The sequence below is a fragment of the Streptomyces sp. L2 genome (genome assembly GCF_004124325.1).
In the GTDB taxonomy this organism is placed as follows: Bacteria; Actinomycetota; Actinomycetes; order Streptomycetales; family Streptomycetaceae; genus Streptomyces.
Genome location: NZ_QBDT01000001.1, coordinates 6,269,147 through 6,287,497 on the forward strand (window position 1 = coordinate 6,269,147; position 18,351 = coordinate 6,287,497).

The 18,351-nt window shown below is 71.0% G+C and carries 13 protein-coding genes, 2 rRNA genes and 1 pseudogene; 14 read left to right on the forward strand and 2 right to left on the reverse strand.

The window, feature by feature from the left end; all coding sequences use genetic code 11:
• Positions 1-173 precede the first annotated feature (173 nt).
• The 4 genes and pseudogenes from DBP14_RS28065 (at position 174) to DBP14_RS28080 (ending at position 5,757) form a co-directional block, all read left to right on the forward strand.
• Positions 174-3,311: ribosomal RNA gene (locus tag DBP14_RS28065) — 23S ribosomal RNA — on the forward strand.
• Between the two features lie 110 nt (positions 3,312-3,421).
• Positions 3,422-3,538: ribosomal RNA gene (gene rrf / locus DBP14_RS28070) — 5S ribosomal RNA — on the forward strand.
• A gap of 146 nt (positions 3,539-3,684) precedes the next feature.
• Positions 3,685-4,554, forward strand: a pseudogene (locus tag DBP14_RS37030) (hypothetical protein); the annotation flags it as partial.
• Positions 4,555-4,860: 306 nt separating this feature from the next.
• Positions 4,861-5,757, forward strand: a complete 897-nt coding sequence (locus DBP14_RS28080) for a tetratricopeptide repeat protein (RefSeq protein ID WP_241741296.1) — start codon at positions 4,861-4,863, stop codon at positions 5,755-5,757.
• Positions 5,758-5,841: 84 nt separating this feature from the next.
• Here the strand turns inward: DBP14_RS28080 and DBP14_RS28085 are convergent, their stop codons facing one another.
• Positions 5,842-7,125 carry a DUF1015 domain-containing protein gene (locus tag DBP14_RS28085; RefSeq protein WP_129309891.1) on the reverse strand — a complete coding sequence of 428 codons (1,284 nt, stop codon included), beginning with the start codon at positions 7,123-7,125 and terminating at the stop codon, positions 5,842-5,844.
• Between the two features lie 73 nt (positions 7,126-7,198).
• Here DBP14_RS28085 and DBP14_RS28090 point away from each other — a divergent pair, with 73 nt between their 5' ends.
• The 4 genes from DBP14_RS28090 to DBP14_RS28105 all read left to right on the forward strand — a co-directional run bounded on the left by DBP14_RS28090 (position 7,199) and on the right by DBP14_RS28105 (position 11,340).
• Complete coding sequence (locus DBP14_RS28090) at positions 7,199-8,239, forward strand: HAD hydrolase-like protein (RefSeq protein ID WP_129309892.1); 1,041 nt, start codon at positions 7,199-7,201, stop codon at positions 8,237-8,239.
• Positions 8,240-8,366: 127 nt separating this feature from the next.
• The gene (locus DBP14_RS28095; RefSeq protein WP_129309893.1) at positions 8,367-9,410 is read left to right on the forward strand and encodes an iron chelate uptake ABC transporter family permease subunit; all 1,044 of its coding nucleotides are present in this window, start codon (positions 8,367-8,369) and stop codon (positions 9,408-9,410) included.
• Positions 9,407-10,453 (forward strand): iron chelate uptake ABC transporter family permease subunit, encoded by a 1,047-nt coding sequence (locus DBP14_RS28100; protein ID WP_129309894.1) that lies wholly within the window; start codon positions 9,407-9,409, stop codon positions 10,451-10,453. The genes DBP14_RS28095 and DBP14_RS28100 overlap by 4 nt, the downstream gene beginning before the upstream one ends.
• Positions 10,450-11,340, forward strand: a complete 891-nt coding sequence (locus DBP14_RS28105) for an ABC transporter ATP-binding protein (protein WP_164992420.1) — start codon at positions 10,450-10,452, stop codon at positions 11,338-11,340. Before DBP14_RS28100 ends, DBP14_RS28105 begins: the two co-directional genes overlap by 4 nt.
• Here the strand turns inward: DBP14_RS28105 and DBP14_RS28110 are convergent.
• Positions 11,324-11,671 (reverse strand): sterol-binding protein, encoded by a 348-nt coding sequence (locus DBP14_RS28110; RefSeq protein ID WP_129309896.1) that lies wholly within the window; start codon positions 11,669-11,671, stop codon positions 11,324-11,326. The two genes, DBP14_RS28105 and DBP14_RS28110, sit on opposite strands and share 17 nt — an antisense overlap.
• 42 nt (positions 11,672-11,713) lie before the next feature.
• On the opposite strand from DBP14_RS28110, the gene DBP14_RS37035 reads away from it, so the two are divergent.
• The 6 genes from DBP14_RS37035 (at position 11,714) to DBP14_RS28140 (ending at position 18,263) form a co-directional block, all read left to right on the forward strand.
• Positions 11,714-12,139, forward strand: coding sequence for a hypothetical protein (locus tag DBP14_RS37035; protein ID WP_241741051.1), 426 nt, complete (start codon positions 11,714-11,716; stop codon positions 12,137-12,139).
• A gap of 7 nt (positions 12,140-12,146) precedes the next feature.
• On the forward strand, positions 12,147-12,962 hold the full coding sequence (locus tag DBP14_RS28120; protein ID WP_129309897.1) for a TlyA family RNA methyltransferase: 816 nt from the start codon (positions 12,147-12,149) through the stop codon (positions 12,960-12,962).
• Positions 12,959-13,876, forward strand: a complete 918-nt coding sequence (locus DBP14_RS28125; protein WP_129309898.1) for an NAD kinase — start codon at positions 12,959-12,961, stop codon at positions 13,874-13,876. The genes DBP14_RS28120 and DBP14_RS28125 overlap by 4 nt, the downstream gene beginning before the upstream one ends.
• A gap of 39 nt (positions 13,877-13,915) precedes the next feature.
• The gene (recN, locus tag DBP14_RS28130; protein ID WP_206739369.1) at positions 13,916-15,658 is read left to right on the forward strand and encodes a DNA repair protein RecN; all 1,743 of its coding nucleotides are present in this window, start codon (positions 13,916-13,918) and stop codon (positions 15,656-15,658) included.
• Positions 15,659-16,069: 411 nt separating this feature from the next.
• Entirely contained in the window at positions 16,070-16,828 is a 759-nt protein-coding gene (locus DBP14_RS28135) for a hypothetical protein (RefSeq protein WP_129309899.1), read from the forward strand.
• 307 nt (positions 16,829-17,135) lie between these two features.
• Positions 17,136-18,263, forward strand: coding sequence for a glycosyltransferase family 4 protein (locus DBP14_RS28140; protein WP_241741052.1), 1,128 nt, complete (start codon positions 17,136-17,138; stop codon positions 18,261-18,263).
• Positions 18,264-18,351: the final 88 nt, after the last annotated feature.

The window sequence follows — 18,351 nt, forward strand, 5'->3', positions numbered from 1 at the left end:
GTGGAACACAGAGGGAACGGACGGACGGTGCCGGGCACGCTGTTGGGTATCTGAAGGTACGGCCGATACGGCTGCCTTCAGCTGCCGGCCCCAGTGCACTCGAACCGTAAGAGTTCGGGGTGATGGGTGGCTGGTCGTTGTTTGAGAACTGCACAGTGGACGCGAGCATCTGTGGCCAAGTTTTTAAGGGCGCACGGTGGATGCCTTGGCACCAGGAACCGATGAAGGACGTGGGAGGCCGCGATAGTCCCCGGGGAGTCGTCAACCAGGCTTTGATCCGGGGGTTTCCGAATGGGGAAACCCGGCAGTCGTCATGGGCTGTCACCCACTGCTGAACACATAGGCAGTGTGGAGGGAACGAGGGGAAGTGAAACATCTCAGTACCCTCAGGAAGAGAAAACAACCGTGATTCCGGGAGTAGTGGCGAGCGAAACCGGATGAGGCCAAACCGTATGCGTGTGAGACCCGGCAGGGGTTGCGCGTGCGGGGTTGTGGGATCTCTCTTCTGTCGTCTGCCGGCGGCAGGACGAGTCAGAAACCGTTGATGTAGGCGAAGGACATGCGAAAGGTCCGGCGTAGAGGGTAAGACCCCCGTAGTCGAAACGTCAGCGGCTCGTTTGAGAGACACCCAAGTAGCACGGGGCCCGAGAAATCCCGTGTGAATCTGGCGGGACCACCCGCTAAGCCTAAATATTCCCTGGTGACCGATAGCGGATAGTACCGTGAGGGAATGGTGAAAAGTACCGCGGGAGCGGAGTGAAATAGTACCTGAAACCGTGTGCCTACAAGCCGTGGGAGCGTCGGAATGTGCTTGCACATTCTCGTGACTGCGTGCCTTTTGAAGAATGAGCCTGCGAGTTTGCGGTGTGTTGCGAGGTTAACCCGGGTGGGGAAGCCGTAGCGAAAGCGAGTCCGAACAGGGCGCCGTCTTTAATTAGACACTGAGTAGCACGCTCAAGACCCGAAGCGGAGTGATCTAGCCATGGGCAGGTTGAAGCGGAGGTAAGACTTCGTGGAGGACCGAACCCACCAGGGTTGAAAACCTGGGGGATGACCTGTGGTTAGGGGTGAAAGGCCAATCAAACTCCGTGATAGCTGGTTCTCCCCGAAATGCATTTAGGTGCAGCGTCGTGTGTTTCTTGCCGGAGGTAGAGCACTGGATAGGCGATGGGCCCTACCGGGTTACTGACCTTAGCCAAACTCCGAATGCCGGTAAGTGAGAGCGCGGCAGTGAGACTGTGGGGGATAAGCTCCATGGTCGAGAGGGAAACAGCCCAGAGCATCGACTAAGGCCCCTAAGCGTACGCTAAGTGGGAAAGGATGTGGAGTCGCAGAGACAACCAGGAGGTTGGCTTAGAAGCAGCCACCCTTGAAAGAGTGCGTAATAGCTCACTGGTCTAGTGATTCCGCGCCGACAATGTAGCGGGGCTCAAGCGTACCGCCGAAGTCGTGTCATTGCAGCATATACGCCCAACGGCGGCTGTGATGGGTAGGGGAGCGTCGTCTGCCGGGTGAAGCAGCACCGGAAGGTAGTTGTGGACGGTTGACGAGTGAGAATGCAGGCATGAGTAGCGATACAAACGTGAGAAACGTTTGCGCCGATTGACTAAGGGTTCCTGGGTCAAGCTGATCTGCCCAGGGTAAGTCGGGACCTAAGGCGAGGCCGACAGGCGTAGTCGATGGATAACCGGTTGATATTCCGGTACCCGCTGTGAAGCGTCAAACATCGAGCATCGTGATGCTAAGGCCGTGAAGCCGCCCTTGATCTCTTCGGAGTGATGGGGAGTGGTGGAGCCGCTGAACCAAGCGGTTAGTAGGTGAGTGATGGGGTGACGCAGGAAGGTAGTCCATCCCGGGCGGTGGTTGTCCCGGGGTAAGGGTGTAGCCCGAGTGGTAGGCAAATCCGCCACTCATGCAGGGTGAGACCTGATGCCGAGCCGATTGTGGTGAAGTGGATGATCCTATGCTGTCGAGAAAAGCCTCTAGCGAGTTTCATGGCGGCCCGTACCCTAAACCGACTCAGGTGGTCAGGTAGAGAATACCGAGGCGTTCGGGTGAACTATGGTTAAGGAACTCGGCAAAATGCCCCCGTAACTTCGGGAGAAGGGGGGCCACATCCGGTGACGAGTCTTGCACTCCGAGCTGGGGGTGGCCGCAGAGACCAGCGAGAAGCGACTGTTTACTAAAAACACAGGTCCGTGCGAAGCCGTAAGGCGATGTATACGGACTGACGCCTGCCCGGTGCTGGAACGTTAAGGGGACCGGTTAGCTCACTTTCGGGTGGGCGAAGCTGAGAACTTAAGCGCCAGTAAACGGCGGTGGTAACTATAACCATCCTAAGGTAGCGAAATTCCTTGTCGGGTAAGTTCCGACCTGCACGAATGGCGTAACGACTTCTCGACTGTCTCAACCATAGGCCCGGTGAAATTGCACTACGAGTAAAGATGCTCGTTTCGCGCAGCAGGACGGAAAGACCCCGGGACCTTTACTACAGTTTGATATTGGTGTTCGGTTCGGCTTGTGTAGGATAGCTGGGAGACTTTGAAGTTCACACGCCAGTGTGGGTGGAGTCGTCGTTGAAATACCAGTCTGGTCGTGCTGGATGTCTAACCTGGGTCCGTGATCCGGATCAGGGACAGTGTCTGATGGGTAGTTTAACTGGGGCGGTTGCCTCCTAAAGAGTAACGGAGGCGCCCAAAGGTTCCCTCAGCCTGGTTGGCAATCAGGTGTTGAGTGTAAGTGCACAAGGGAGCTTGACTGTGAGACCGACGGGTCGAGCAGGGACGAAAGTCGGGACTAGTGATCCGGCGGTGGCTTGTGGAAGCGCCGTCGCTCAACGGATAAAAGGTACCCCGGGGATAACAGGCTGATCTTCCCCAAGAGTCCATATCGACGGGATGGTTTGGCACCTCGATGTCGGCTCGTCGCATCCTGGGGCTGGAGTCGGTCCCAAGGGTTGGGCTGTTCGCCCATTAAAGCGGTACGCGAGCTGGGTTTAGAACGTCGTGAGACAGTTCGGTCCCTATCCGCTGTGCGCGTAGGAGTCTTGAGAAGGGCTGTCCCTAGTACGAGAGGACCGGGACGGACGAACCTCTGGTGTGCCAGTTGTTCTGCCAAGGGCATGGCTGGTTGGCTACGTTCGGGAGGGATAACCGCTGAAAGCATCTAAGCGGGAAGCCTGCTTCGAGATGAGGACTCCCACCCACTTGATGGGGTAAGGCTCCCAGTAGACGACTGGGTTGATAGGCCAGATATGGAAGCACCGTGAGGTGTGGAGTTGACTGGTACTAATAGGCCGAGGGCTTGTCCATTGATGCTCGCGTCCACTGTGTATGTTCTGAGGCAACGAACGGTTGCCGGCTTTGAGTCGAACCATGAACACAACTGAAGAGTGTGCTTGTTCGCTCGAAACCATTAGGGTTTCGGTGGTCATAGCGTGAGGGAAACGCCCGGTTACATTCCGAACCCGGAAGCTAAGCCTCACAGCGCCGATGGTACTGCAGGGGGGACCCTGTGGGAGAGTAGGACACCGCCGAGCAATCTTTGGGAAGGACCCCTGGTCCCCAGCGTTCAGCTGGGACCAGGGGTCCTTTCGTTTTTACAATGCTTGAAGTACCGAAGACAGGAGTCGCCATGTCCACCAACTCTCCCGACGACCGACCGGAGCGCGACCAGCGGCGACGGGACAGTGGTGACCGCGGCGACCGGGGCGACCGTGGCGGGTTCCGGCGTGACGACAACCGCCGTGACGACAACCGCGGTGGCCGCGGCGGTGGTTACGGCCGCCGTGACGACCGAGATCGCGGCCCCCGCCGTGACGACCGCGGCGGCGACCGCGGCGGTTACGGCCGGCGCGACGACAGCCGCGGCGGATTCGTTCGCCGTGACGACCGCAGGGACGACCGCCGCGATGACCGCCGTGACGACCGCGACCGGGGTGACCGCGGCGGCTTCCGGCGCGATGACCGCCGTGATGACCGAGGCGGCTACGGCGGCGATCGGGATCGCGGGTACAGCGACCGTGGTGGCCGCAGCGGCGGTGGCTACGGCCGCAGGGACGACCGGCGTGAGGGCGAGCGTGGCTCCCGCCCGGCGTTCCAGCGTGACGACCGGGACCGCGGTCCGCGCCGCGACGACCGCACCGGTGACCGGGGCGGCTTCCGCCGCGATGACAGGGGTGGCAACCGTCCCGCCTTCCGGAACGACGACCGCAGGGGCGACCGTCCGGCGTTCCGTCGCGACGACCGCAGGGACGACCGGCGTGATGACCGCCGTGACGACCGCGACCGGGGCGACCGGGGCGGGTTCCGGCGCGATGACCGTGGCGGCGACCGCCCGGCCTTCCGCCGTGAGGACCGCCGTGATGACCGCGGCGGGTTCCGGCGCGATGACCGTGGCGGCGACCGCCCGGCCTTCCGTCGCGACGACCGCCGCGACGACCGGGGCGGCGACCGCCCGGCATTCCGCAGGGACGACCGGAGCGGTGACCGGCCTGCCTTCCGGCGCGATGACCGTGGCGGCGACCGTCCGGCGTTCCGCAGGGACGACCGCAGGGACGACCGCCGTGACGATCGGCGTGATGACCGTCGTGATGACCGGGGTGGTTTCCGGCGGGACGACAGCCGTGGTGAGCGTGGAGGCTTCCGGGGTGGCCGGGACGACCGTGGCGGCGAGCGCGGCGGGTTCCGTCGTGACGACCGCGGTGGTCGGCCCGGTGGTTTCCGCGGGCGCGACGGACGCGATGACCGCAGGGACGACCGGCGTGACGACCGACGCGGCGGCGGCCGGTTCCGCGACGACCGGGACCGGGACCGCGGCCGTGACCGTGACCGGGACAGGGACCGTGAGCCCATCAAGCGGCTGCCGATCCCGGAGGACGTCACCGGCGACGAGATCGACAAGGACGTCCGGCAGGAGCTGCAGAGCCTGCCCAAGACGCTCGCGGAGGACGTCGCCCGGAACCTGGTGATGGTCGCCCGGCTCATCGACGAGGACCCCGAGGGCGCGTACGGCTACTCCAAGGTGGCCCTGCGTCTGGCGTCCCGTGTGGCCGCCGTGCGCGAGGCCGCCGGGTTCGCCGCCTACGCCAACCAGAAGTACAGCGAGGCCCTCGCCGAGTTCCGGGCCGCGCGGCGCATGACCGGCCACACCGAGCTGTGGCCCGTGATGGCCGACTGCGAGCGCGGGCTCGACCGGCCGGAGAAGGCGCTGGACATGGCCGGCGCTCCCGAGGTGCACAAGCTGGACAAGGCCGGGCAGGTCGAGATGCGGCTCGTCGCGGCGGGTGCCCGGCGGGACATGGGGCAGCTGGACGCGGCCATCGTCACCCTGCAGAGCCCCGAGCTCGCCTCCAACTCCGTCCAGCCCTGGACGGCGCGCCTGCGGTACGCCTACGCCGACGCGCTCCTCGCCGTCGGCCGGGAGGGCGAGGCGCGGGAGTGGTTCGCCAAGGCGGTCGAGGCAGACCGCGACGGCAGCACCGACGCCTCCGACCGGCTCGCCGAGCTGGACGGCGTGGAGTTCGTCGACGCCCTCGACACGGAGGACAGCGCGGCCGACGGCGCGCACGACACCGTGACCGACGGCGTACACGACAGTGCGGCCGTCAGCGTGGCCGACGACGTGGACGACGCCGAAGCGCGCACCGACGGCCCGGTCGACGAGCAGAGCGACGACCAGCACGACCAGCACGACCAGCATGACCAGCACGACGAGGACGATCAGGACGACGAGGACGAGCAGGACGACAAGGCCTGACCTGACTGACGCTGCCTGAGCGACGGAAAAGGGGCGGGACCCGACGGGTCCCGCCCCTTTCGTCTTTCCGTCTTTCCGCGGCGCTCAGACCTCCAGCGCCCGCAGCACCAGCCCCGAGGCCGGCTTCGGCCCGAACGACGTCGACTTGCGTGGCATCGTCACGCCCTGCCGGGCCAGGTCGCGGACGACCTCCTCGCGGACGGGGTGCATCAGCACGGCCGTACCGCCGTCCCGCTCCGCCTTCTCGACCGTCGCGGCCGTGTCGTGGATGTAGGCGATGTGGGCGGGGGAGTCCTCGGGGATGTGCCAGACGTGGTCCAGGAGCGTGGCGTGCAGGACCGTGGCGTCCAGGGAGCGCCACGCGGCCGGGCGGTCCTCCGGGATCGTACGGGCCAGCAGGTCGGGGTCCGGGTGGTCGAGCAGATGGAACGCGCCGTCGCCGGCCAGCAGGAACGCGTTGCCCGCGCAGGCCGCGTCGGCGAGCGTCTCCAGCGCCTCGGGCAGCGGCACGTCCAGGCGCCGTACCCGGAACAGGCCGTCCACGGCGGCCAGCGCGTCCGCGACCGGCAGCCCGTGCAGCAGGCGGTGGATGGCGCGGACGCGCAGCGGGTAGCGGGCGGTGTCGACGAGGAGGACCAGGCCGTGGTCCCAGGGGCTGGGCGAGGGATGCTCCGCGCGGAGTTGCCGGTAAGTGGCCCAGCGGTGGTGGCCGTCGGCGATCAGGGCCTGCTGCTGGGCCAGTTCGCTCTGGATGCCGGCCAGGTCGGCGGGATCGGTGACGGCCCAGAGGCGGTGGTGGAAGCCGTCCTCGGTGGTCGTGGCCAGCAGCGGAGCGCGCTCGACGGTGCGTTCGACGATCTCGGCCGCCGCGCCGTTCCCGCGATACGTCAGCAGCAGCGGCTCCAGGTTCGCGCGCGTGGCACGCATCAGGGCGGCGCGATCGGCGACGACGGGCGGCATGACGTCCTCGTGCGGCAGCACCACGCCCTCGGCCGGCTCCGAGACCAGCAGGGTTCCGATCACGCCCCGCTGCAGCATGCCGTCGCCGTCCCGCTGTTCGTACACGTACAGGCAGGGGTCGGAGTCGGCGGCCAGGATGCCCTCGGCGAGCCAGCGGCGCAGCGTGTCGGCTGCCTGTTCGTTGCGGGCCGAGGGGGTGCCGGCCTGCGGCAGGATCAGCCGGACGATGTTGTGCGGGTCGGCGGACTGGAGGTGGTGCAGGCCGTCGGGGCGTACGACGACGTCGTAGGGCGGGGACGTGACGGCGGCGAGGCTGCCGACCCGGTCGGGGTCGTAGCGAAGGCCACGGAACGGGGTGAGTTCCAGGCCTCGGCGCACCGTTGCTTCCGAGTGACCTGCTGTGTTCATCCCGGCATCGTACGTGTGTCAGTGGCGTGCGGGATGATCGGGGGAAAGGCGAGCGAACGAGGAGCGATGCGGAATGAGCCAGGGCGTCAGGACGAGGCCCGAGGGCAGTGGGCAGGCCCTGAGCGAGGCGTACGACACGGCGCTGCTCGACCTCGACGGGGTGGTGTACGCGGGCGGGCAGGCCATCGCGCACGCGGTCGACTCGCTGGCGGTGGCCCGGGACGGCGGGATGCGGCTGGCGTACGTCACCAACAACGCGCTGCGCACGCCGGACGCGGTGGCCGGGCATCTGACGGAACTGGGCATACCGACCGGGGCCGAGGACGTCATCACCTCCGCGCAGGCCGTCGCGCGGCTGATCAGTGACCAGGTGCCGGCGGGCTCCCGGGTGCTGGTGATCGGCGGTGAGGGGCTGCGGGTCGCGCTGTGCGAGCGCGGGCTGGTGCCGGTGGAGTCGGCGGACGACGAGCCGGTGGCGGTCGTCCAGGGGTACGGCGGCCCGGACCTGACCTGGTCGCGGTTCGCGGAGGCGTCGTACGCCGTCCGGCGGGGCCTGCCGTGGTTCGCCTCCAACACGGACCTGACGATTCCGAGCGGGCGCGGGATCGCGCCGGGCAACGGGGCCGCGGTGGAGGTCGTCCGGATCGCGACGGGTGCGGAGCCGCAGGTGGCGGGGAAGCCGTTGCCGCCCATGCACCGCGAGACGATTCTGCGGACGGGCGCGGAGCGGCCCTTGGTGGTCGGGGACCGGCTGGACACCGACATCGAGGGCGCGTTCAACGGCGGGGTGGACTCGCTGCTCGTTCTGACCGGCGTCACCGACGGCGCCCAGTTGCTCGCCGCGCCCCCGCAGCACCGGCCGACGTACGTGGACGCCGATCTCCGCGGCCTGCTCACCGGCCAGCCGGAGATCACCCACGAGGGCGACGGATTCCGGTGCGGCGGGTGGACGGCGACGGCCGGCGCGGACCGGCTGGAGCTGGAGCACGACGGTGAGGGTGAGGGCGCGCCGCTGGACGGGCTGCGGGCGTTGTGCGCGGCGGCGTGGACGGCGGCCGGCGAGGGGACCTGCGAGCTGGAGGGGGACAAGGCGCTGGACCGGCTCGGGCTCTGAGGTTCGCGGAGGGCTACAAGCGCCGTGCGCACCTTTCCCGGGGCAGGGGGCAGGGGGCAGGGGGCAGGGGGCAGGGGACAGGAGACAGGGGATCGAGATTGAAGAGAGGGTAGGCTAACCTAACCTCGTGTTGGTCGACAGTCCTCCGAACCAGTGCGCGCGGACCGCCCCCGCGCCCCCGACTCGCCGGGCGGCCCGGGCCGTTGGGCTCCTGCTCTCGGTCGCGGTCCTCGCGCTCGTCGCGCTGGCGAGCATCGCGATCGGGGCGAAGGCCCTGTCCCCGGACCAGGTCTGGCACGGCCTGTTCCACGGCACGGGAACGTACGGGGACGTCGTCGTCGACGAGCGGCTGTCCCGCACCGTCCTCGGTCTGCTGGCCGGTGCCGCGCTCGGCCTGTCCGGGGCGGTGCTCCAGGCGCTCACCCGCAATCCACTGGCCGACCCCGGCCTGCTCGGTATCAACGCCGGTGCCTCCGCCGCCGTCGTCACGGCCCTCACCTGGTTCGGCGTAACCAGCCTCACCGGCTATGTCTGGTTCGCCTTCGCGGGCGCCGCCGCGGTCGGCGCGCTGGTGTGGTTCCTCGGCGGCAGCCGGGGCGCCACACCGGTCCGGCTGGCCCTCGCCGGTACGGCGATCAGCGCCGCGCTGTACGGGTACCTCCAGGCCGTGATGATCATGGACGACGCGGCGCTGAGCAAGATGCGCTTCTGGACGGTGGGATCACTGGCCTCGGCGAACGACTCCACCATCACCCAGGTCCTGCCGTTCCTGGTCGGCGGCGCGCTCCTCGCCCTCGGTCTGGCCCGGCCGCTGAACGCCCTCGCGATGGGCGACGACTCCGCCCGCGCCCTCGGCGCCCACCTGCACCGCACCCGCGCCCTGGCCATGCTCGCGGCGACGGTGCTGTGCGGGGCGGCGACCGCCGCCTGCGGCCCCATCGTGTTCGTCGGACTGATGGTGCCGCACGCCGTGCGCTCCTTCACCGGACCCGACCTGCGCTGGATCCTGCCGTACGCGACCGTCCTCTCGCCCGTGCTGCTGCTCGGCGCCGACATCCTGGGCCGGATCGTGGCCCGCCCCGCGGAACTCCAGGTCGGCATCGTCACCGCGGTCGTCGGCGGCCCGGTCTTCATCTTTCTCGTACGACGACGGAGGACGGCCCAGCTGTGAAGACCCGACAGACCAGCCGCGTCCTGCGCACCCCCGGCGGGCTCTCGCTGCGCGTGGACGTCCGCGCCCTGATCGTCGTCGTACTGCTGCTGGCCGCCGCCTGCGCCGCCGGAGTGGCGCTCATCGGCACCGGCGACGCGAAGATCCCCGCCGTCGACGTGCTGCGGGCGCTGGCCGGGAACGGCACCGCCTACCAGGACTTCATCGTCAACGAGCTGCGACTGCCCCGCCTCCTGGTCGGTCTGCTGGTCGGAGCCTCGCTCGGCCTCGGCGGCGCCCTGTTCCAGTCCGTGTCCCGCAACCCGCTGGGCAGCCCGGACGTGCTCGGCCTGTCCCAGGGCTCCACGGCGGGCGCGCTCGTCGTGATCGTGCTGATGTCCGGCAGCGCCGCCCAGGTCACGGCCGGCGCCCTGGTCGGCGGCCTGGTGACCGGGCTGGCCATCTATCTGCTCGCCTGGAAACAGGGCGTGCACGGATACCGGCTGGTCCTCGTCGGCATCGGGGTCTCCGCGATCGTGACCGCCGTCAACGGCTACCTGCTCACCAAGGCCGACCTGGTGGACGCGGCCCGCGCGGTCATCTGGATGACCGGTTCGCTGGACGGCCGGGACTGGGACCAGGTCTGGCCGCTGCTCCTGCTGTGCGCCGCCCTCGTGCCGCTGGTCCTCGGCCACGCGCGCGCCCTGCGGACTCTGGAGATGGGCGACGACGTCGCACACGCCCTCGGGGTGCGCGTGCAGCGCGTCCGGCTGGTGCTGATGGTCTCCGCGGTGCTGCTCACCGCGGCCGCCACCGCAGCCGCCGGCCCGGTCGCCTTCGTGGCCCTCACCGCCCCCCAGCTCGCCCGCCGCCTCACCCGCTCGCCCGGCCCCAACCTCGTGCCCTCCCTCTGCATGGGCGCCGCCCTCCTGGTCACCGCCGACTGGGCCTCCCAGCGCGCCTTCGGCGCCGACCAGCTCCCCGTCGGCGTGGTCACCGGCGTCCTCGGCGGCTGCTACCTGCTGTGGCTGCTGGTCACCGAGCGCAGGGCGGGCCGGATATGACCGGCCACCCGCCCGCCGCTGAGGGACGGGCGGGCGACAACCAGACAAACCCGAGGAGCACCGTGAACCGCCTGTCCGCCGAGAACGTCACCCTCGCCTACGACCAGCGCGTCATCGCCGAGCGGCTGTCGGTGGAGATCCCCGACCACTCCTTCACCGTGATCGTCGGCCCGAACGCGTGCGGCAAGTCCACCCTCCTGCGGGCACTGTCCCGGATGCTCAGGCCGAGCCGGGGCCGGGTGCTGCTCGACGGGCAGGCCATCCAGTCGATGCCGGCCAAGAAGGTCGCGCGGACCCTCGGCCTGCTGCCGCAGTCGTCCATCGCACCGGACGGCATCACCGTCGCCGACCTCGTCGGCCGCGGCCGCTACCCGCACCAGGGCCTGCTGCGCCAGTGGTCCGCCGAGGACGAGCGGGTCGTCCAGGAGGCCATGGCCCGGACCGGAACCGCCGAACTCGCCGGCCGCCACGTCGACGAACTGTCCGGCGGGCAGCGCCAGCGGGTGTGGATCGCCATGGCGCTCGCCCAGCAGACCGAGCTGCTGCTCCTGGACGAGCCGACCACCTACCTCGACATCCAGCACCAGATCGACGTCCTCGACCTGTGCGCCGAACTGCACGAGAACCAGGGCCGCACCCTCGTCGCCGTCCTGCACGACCTCAACCACGCCGCCCGCTACGCCACCCACCTCATCGCCCTGCGCGACGGCGAGGTGATCGCCGAGGGCGCACCGAAGGACATCGTCACGGCCGACCTGGTCGAACGGGTCTTCGGGCTGCGCTGTCAGGTCATCGACGACCCGGAGACCGGCACCCCGCTGGTGGTCCCGGCGGCCAGGAAGACACGCGCGGACAGGGGGGCGGGCAGGGTCACAGCAGCTTCCTGAGCCGGAACAGGTCCAGCAGGCTCGCCTCCAGCCTCACCCGGCCCGAGCCCCAGGCCGTCGCGAAGTTCAGGTCGCCGCCGACCAGGGCCACGAGATCGTCGCCGGCCATCGCGAGCCGGATCTGCGCCTTCTCCCTCGGCATCCCTGGATGGGTGTCGTCCACCTCGATCCGGCCGCCGGTCAGCCGGCCGGCGAAGGTGACGTCCAGGTCGGTGATGTGGCAGCTCACGGAGCGGTCCATGGCGGCGGCGGCCCGGGCCTCGCCCTCGGCGCCCCGCATGTTGTCCGAAAGCTTTCCCAGCGCTGCCCGGCACTCCTCGATCGTGGCCATCGCGCACGACGGTACCGCAGCGGTTCGCGGTAGCGTCTGGGCATGAGCGAGTCCGTGTCCGGGGCCGAGCCGCCCACCGAGCCCAAGCCCGAGCCACAGTCCGGGCCACAGCCGGGGCCACAGGCCGAAGCCGGGCCACAACCCGAGGCCAACGCCGAGCCCCGGCCCGAGGCCGGCGCCGGACTACAGCCCGAGGCCGGCGCGGAGCCCCGCCGCGACCAGTACGAGCCCGCCGCGCCCGCCCCCCTGGGCGTCCCCCGTACCCCCACCGGCAACGCCGAGGTGGACGCGCGGCTGGAGCGGCTCGGTGATGCCGACCACCTCACGCCCGACGGACACATCGAGGTGTACGAGGATGTACACAGGGGGCTGCGCGACGCGCTCACCGCGCTCGACGCCCGCCCGGGACCTCCGGCGCCCCCGTCGTCGTACCCGGCGTCGCCGACGCCGTACCAGAGCAGGAGCTGAACCGAACGTGGCAGGAGTCGCACGCCGTCGTCTGGACGCGGAGCTGGTCCGCCGGAAGCTCGCGCGCTCGCGCGAGCACGCCGGCCAGCTGATCGCCGCGGGGCGCGTCACCGTCGGCAAGACCGTGGCGACCAAGTCCGCCACCCAGGTGGAGACCGCGGCGGCGATCGTGGTCCAGGCCGACGCCGACGACCCGGACTACGTCTCCCGCGGCGGCCACAAGCTCGCCGGCGCGCTCGCCGCGTTCGTCCCGCAGGGGCTCGTCGTCGAGGGCCGGCGCGCGCTGGACGCCGGTGCCTCCACGGGCGGCTTCACGGACGTGCTGCTGCGCGCGGGCGTCGCGCACGTCGTCGCCGTGGACGTCGGTTACGGCCAACTCGCCTGGTCTCTCCGGCAGGATGAACGCGTCACCGTCAAGGACCGTACGAACGTACGCGAGTTGACGCTCGACGCGATCGATGGGGAGCCGGTGGATCTTGTCGTGGGTGATCTGTCCTTCATCCCGCTCGGACTGGTGCTGCCCGCGCTGAAGCGGTGCGTGCGGCCGGACGCCGACCTGGTGATGATGGTCAAGCCGCAGTTCGAGGTGGGGAAGGAACGGCTGGGCAGCGGAGGTGTCGTACGGAGTCCGCAGCTGCGGGCGGACGCCGTGCGCCAGGTCGCCGAGAAGGCCTGGGAGCTGGGACTCGGGGCGCGGGGCGTGACCGCCAGTCCGCTGCCCGGGCCGTCCGGGAACGTCGAGTACTTCCTGTGGCTGCGTGCCGGGGCGCCCGCCCTGGACCCGGCCGACGTCGACCGAGCAGTGGCGGAGGGGCCGCGTTGACACAGAACCGAGCGCGTACGGTTTTCCTGCTCGCCCACACCGGGCGGCCGGCCGCGATCCGCAGTGCGGAACTCGTGGTCAAGGGCCTGCTGCGGCACGGTATCGGGGTGCGGGTGCTGGAGGACGAGGCGCGCGACCTGCCGCTCCCCGACGAGGTGGGCACCGTCAAGGAGGCCACCCCGCAGTGCCTGGACGGATGTGAGCTGCTGATCGTGCTCGGCGGCGACGGCACGCTGCTGCGCGGCGCCGAGTTCGCGCGGGCCTCCGGGGTGCCGATGCTCGGCGTCAACCTCGGGCGGGTGGGGTTCCTCGCGGAGGCCGAGCGGGACGACCTCGACCGGGTGGTCGACCGGGTCGTGGCGCGCTCGTACGAGGTCGAGGAGCGGATGACCGTCGACGTCGTCGTGCACCGCAACGGGGACATCGTGCACACCGACTGGGCGCTGAACGAGGCGGCCGTGCAGAAGGCCGGCGCCGAGAAGCTGCTGGAAGTCGTGCTGGAGATCGACGGGCGGCCCGTCACCGGCTTCGGCTGCGACGGGGTGGTCCTGTCGACGCCCACCGGGTCCACCGCGTACGCGTTCTCCGCCGGCGGGCCAGTGGTGTGGCCCGAGGTGGAGGCGCTGCTGATGGTGCCGATCTCCGCGCACGCGCTGTTCGCGAAGCCGCTGGTGACCTCACCGGACTCGGTGCTCGCGGTGGAGGTGCTGCCGCACATCCCGCCGGGCGTCCTGTGGTGCGACGGGCGGCGGACCGTCGAGCTGCCGCCCGGAGCCCGGGTCGAGGTACGGCGGGGGGCTGTGCCGGTGCGGCTGGCCCGGCTCCACCACTCCTCTTTCACCGACCGGCTGGTGGCGAAGTTCGCGCTGCCGACCACGGGATGGCGGGGGGCACCGCACCACTCGGCGGAGTGACATGGGCGGCCTGTGTGCACTCCCGGCCCCCGACCTCGTATGGTCTTCTCCGTGTTGGAGGAGATGCGGATACGGTCGCTCGGGGTCATCGACGACGCCGTGGTCGAGCTGTCGCCCGGGTTCACCGCGGTCACCGGCGAGACGGGCGCGGGCAAGACCATGGTGGTCACCAGCCTGGGCCTGCTGCTCGGTGGCCGGGCGGACCCGGCGCTCGTGCGGATCGGGGCCGGGAAAGCGGTCGTGGAGGGGCGGATCGCCGTGCCCGCCGACGCGGCCGCCGTCGTACGCGCCGAGGAGGCCGGGGCCGAGCTGGACGACGGTGCCCTGCTGATCAGCCGTACCGTTTCCGCGGAGGGCCGCTCACGGGCGCACCTGGGCGGGCGCAGCGTGCCCGTCGGGCTGCTCGCCGAGCTGGCCGACGACCTGGTGGCCGTGCACGGTCAGACCGACCAGCAGGGGCTGCTGAAGCTGTCCCGGCAACGGCAGGCCCTCGACCGGTACGCCGGGGACACCGTCGCCGGGCCGCTCGACAAGTACACCGAGGCCTACCGGCGGCTGCGGGCGGTCTCCGCCGAGCTGGAGGAGATCACCACACGCGCGCGTGAGCGCGCCCAGGAAGCCGACCTGCTGCGCTACGGCCTCGACGAGATCGCCGCCGTGGAACCGCGCGCGGGGGAGGACGTGGAGCTGGCCGAGGAGGCCGAGCGGCTCGGGCACGCCGAGGCGCTGTCGTCCGCCGCCACCGCCGCGCACGCCGCCCTCGCCGGCAACCCCGAGGACCCCGAGGGCATCGACGCCTCGACCCTCGTCGCGGGCGCGCACCGGGCGCTGGAGGCCGTACGGTCCCACGACCCGGCGCTGGCCGCGCTCGCCGAGCGGATCGGGGAGGTCGGCATCCTGCTCGGCGACGTCGCGGGCGAGCTGGCCGGGTACGCCGACGACCTGGACGCCGACCCGCTGCGGCTGGCCGCCGTGGAGGAGCGCCGGGCCGCGCTGACGTCCCTCACCCGCAAGTACGGCGACGACGTGGGCGCCGTACTCGCCTGGGCCGAGCAGAGCGCCGCCCGGCTCACCGAACTGGACGGCGACGACGACCGGATCGGGGAGCTGACCGCTGAACGGGACGCGCTGCGCACCGAACTGGGCGCGCTGGCCCAGGCCCTGACGGACGCCCGGACGGGGGCCGCCGAGCGGTTCGCGGCCGCCGTGACCGCCGAACTGGCCTCGCTGGCGATGCCCCACGCGCGCGTGTCGTTCGACATCCGGCAGACCGAGGACCCCGAGGGCGTCGAGGTCGGCGGCCGGACGGTCGCGTACGGGCCGTCGGGCGCGGACGAGGTCGAGCTGCTGCTCGCCCCGCACCCGGGCGCGCCGCCCCGGCCGATCGCCAAGGGCGCGTCCGGTGGCGAGCTGTCCCGCGTGATGCTGGCCGTGGAGGTCGTGTTCGCGGGCACCGACCCGGTGCCGACGTACCTCTTCGACGAGGTCGACGCCGGCGTCGGCGGCAAGGCCGCGGTCGAGATCGGCCGGCGGCTGGCGAAGCTCGCCCGGACCGCACAGGTCGTCGTGGTCACCCACCTGCCCCAGGTGGCCGCCTTCGCCGACCGGCAGCTGCTGGTCGAGAAGACCGACGACGGCTCCGTCACCCGCTCCGGCGTCAAGGTCCTGGAGGGCGAGGAACGCGTCCGCGAGCTCTCCCGGATGCTGGCCGGCCAGGAGGACTCCGAGACGGCCCGCGCCCACGCGGAGGAACTACTGGCCACAGCCCGGGCGGACCTGTAGGGGTCTTTGCGGGGCGGAGCCACAGGGGCCTTTGCGGGTGGGCCAGCAGCCGGTCTTTGCGGGTCGGGCCTGCGGCGCCCTCCGTGGGTGGGCGTGTAGCCGGCCCTTGCGGGCGGGCCTGTAGAGCGGGCCTCTGCGGGCGGAGCTGCATGGGCCTTTGCGTGCGGCCTGTGGCCGGTCTCTGCGGGCGGGCCTGTAGGGCCTCTGTGGGTGGGCGTGTAGCCGGCCCTTGCGGGCGGAGCTGCATGGGCCTTTGTGTGCGGCCTGTGGCCGGTCTCTGCGGGGCGGGCCGGTAGGGGCGTGTGCGGGCGGCCTGTGGGGGCCTTTGCGGGGCGGACTCGCAGCGGCCTCTGCGGGCGGAGCCGTAGGGGTCTTTGCGGGCGGGCCTGGAGCGGCCCTTAGGGTGGCCGGATGATCGGCAGCCGGAAGTACCGTTCGCTGTTGGTGTCCGCCGTGCTCACCCAGGCCGGGTTCGTGCTGCTGCGGGCCAACCCGCCGGGGAGGCCGGACCGTTGGGAGCGGACGAATCACGCGGGGCGGATCGTCAGGCTGTACGCCGGGCCGGCGACCGCGGTCGGCGCGGCGGCAGCTGCGGCGCGGGTGAGCCCCGCCGCGGGCGCCGCCGTGCTGGCCGCCGGCGCCTGCGGGGCGTACGACGACGTCGTCGGCCACGCCACCGGCGACACCCGGCGCGGCTTCCGTGCCCACCTCGGCGCGCTGCGGCACGGCGAAGTGACCAGCGGCGCCGTCAAGTTGTTCGGGATCGGTGCCGCCGGTCTGGCCACGGGCGCGCTGTTGAAGGAACGGCCGCTCGACAAGCTGCTCGCCGGGATCGTGATCGCGGGGGCCGCGCATGCTGTCAACCTCGTCGACGTACGGCCCGGCCGGGCGCTCGGGGCGGTGCTCGCGCTCGGTGCTCCGGGGATGCTGCGCGGCGGGCCGGGCGGCGATCTGGCCGCCGTCGCGGTGGGGGCCGCGGCCGCCGTGCTCCGCGAGGACCTCGGCGAGCGCGTGATGCTCGGGGACACGGGGGCGCACGCCCTGGGCGCGACGCTGGGAGCGGCAGCCGTCGTCTCCAACCGGCGCCCGGGGTTGCTCGCCCACGCCGTGGCGGTGGTCGCCGCCACGGTGTACGGGGACCGGGTGAGCGCGTGGGCGCGGACGCCGTGAGCTGCTGACCTCCGGGTACGGGCGGCTGGACCTTTCGGCCGGGCCGGGATTTCGCTCACCCGTGTGGGTGACGTGCTCCGGCGCACCGCCCCGGCCCACCGCCGTGCGCGTCTCCCGGCGTTGCCCGGAACGGCCCTGCGCCCTGGCATGCTTGGCAGGGAACGCGATGGGCGCGGGAGGGGCGCGCGGCACATACGTCCGCATCGTTCCGCCCGCTACCTTCTGTACGTCCCTCGTGTCCCCGCCCCACCCCACCCCGAGTCGGCCGAGTCAGGAGCCCCAGGCAACCGTGAGCCCCGCGAGTCCCGTGAGCAGCAACGCACCGCACGGCCAGGCGCCGCTGCGCACCGTGCAGGTGCTCGGCGGAGGCAACGCCGGCAGCAGCGCGCACGTGCGGTCACTGGCCGAGGGGCTCGTCGCGCGGGGCGTGCGGGTCACGGTGTGCGCCCCCGTGGAGGCCGATCGCGCCTACGACTTCACCGGAGCCGGCGCCGAGCACGTGCACGTGCCGCGCAGCAGCGATCCCGTGTCCGTGGCGGCGCTCCGGACGGCCTGCACGGACGCCGACCTGGTCCACGCGCACGGGCTGCACGCCTCCTTCCGCGCCGTGCTCGCCCTCGGCGGCCGGACCACCCCGCTGGTGGTGACCTGGCACAACCGGGCCCACGCCGAGGGTGCGCGGGCGCATCTGCTGCGGCTGCTGGAGCGGCGTGTGGTGCGCACGGCCGCCGTCGTCCTGGGCACCACCTCCGACCTCGTCGACCGCGCCCGCCGCAACGGAGCCCGGGACGCCCGCCTCGCCGCCGTGGCCCTGCCGGGCCGGCGCCGGCCGGCCGTACCGGACGACCCCGACCGGCTGCCGCCCAAGGTCCGCGCCGAACTCGGCTCCACCGGACGCCCGTTGCTCATCGCCGTCGGCTCCCTCGACGGGCTGCGCGGCTACGACGTCCTGCTCGACGCGGCCCGCACCTGGCGGGACCTCGATCCGGCGCCGCTGGTCGTCATCGCGGGGGAGGGGCCGCTGCGGCCCGAACTGCGGCGGCGCATCGCGGAGGAGGAACTCCCGGTCCGGCTCCTCGGACGCCGCGAGGACGTGCCCGAACTGCTCGCCGCCGCCGACGTGGCGCTCGTGACCAGCAAGTGGGAGTCCCGGTCCGTCCTGGCCCAGGAGGCGCTGTACGCGCGCGTGCCGCTCGTCGCGACCGCCGTCGGCGGCATCCCGGACCTCGTCGGCGACGCCGCCGAACTCGTCCCCTACGGCGACGCGAAGGCGCTCGCCGACACCGTCGTACGCCTCCTCGCCGACCCGGAGCGCCGGGAAACGCTCCGCGAACGGGGCGCCCGCCAGGCGGCGGGGTGGCCGACGGAGGACGAAACGGTCGCCCAAGTACTCAGCGTCTACGACGAACTGACCCAACCCAGGCCACTGGCCTAGTCGGCGGAGTGCCGCCCCCGGGGAGGTTTTCGTGCACACCTGCGGGCCGGTGGGGGCTCGTCGCGCAGTTCCCCGCGCCCCTTTCGGG

Coding starts and splice junctions, on each gene's coding strand:
- DBP14_RS28085 (WP_129309891.1), bottom strand. CDS start 7,125: ATGAACACAGCAGGTCACTCGGAAGCAACGGTGCGCCGAGGCCTGGAA.
- DBP14_RS28090 (WP_129309892.1), top strand. CDS start 7,199: ATGAGCCAGGGCGTCAGGACGAGGCCCGAGGGCAGTGGGCAGGCCCTG.
- DBP14_RS28105 (WP_164992420.1), top strand. CDS start 10,450: ATGACCGGCCACCCGCCCGCCGCTGAGGGACGGGCGGGCGACAACCAG.
- DBP14_RS28110 (WP_129309896.1), bottom strand. CDS start 11,671: ATGGCCACGATCGAGGAGTGCCGGGCAGCGCTGGGAAAGCTTTCGGAC.
- DBP14_RS37035 (WP_241741051.1), top strand. CDS start 11,714: ATGAGCGAGTCCGTGTCCGGGGCCGAGCCGCCCACCGAGCCCAAGCCC.
- recN (WP_206739369.1), top strand. CDS start 13,916: ATGGTCTTCTCCGTGTTGGAGGAGATGCGGATACGGTCGCTCGGGGTC.
- DBP14_RS28135 (WP_129309899.1), top strand. CDS start 16,070: ATGATCGGCAGCCGGAAGTACCGTTCGCTGTTGGTGTCCGCCGTGCTC.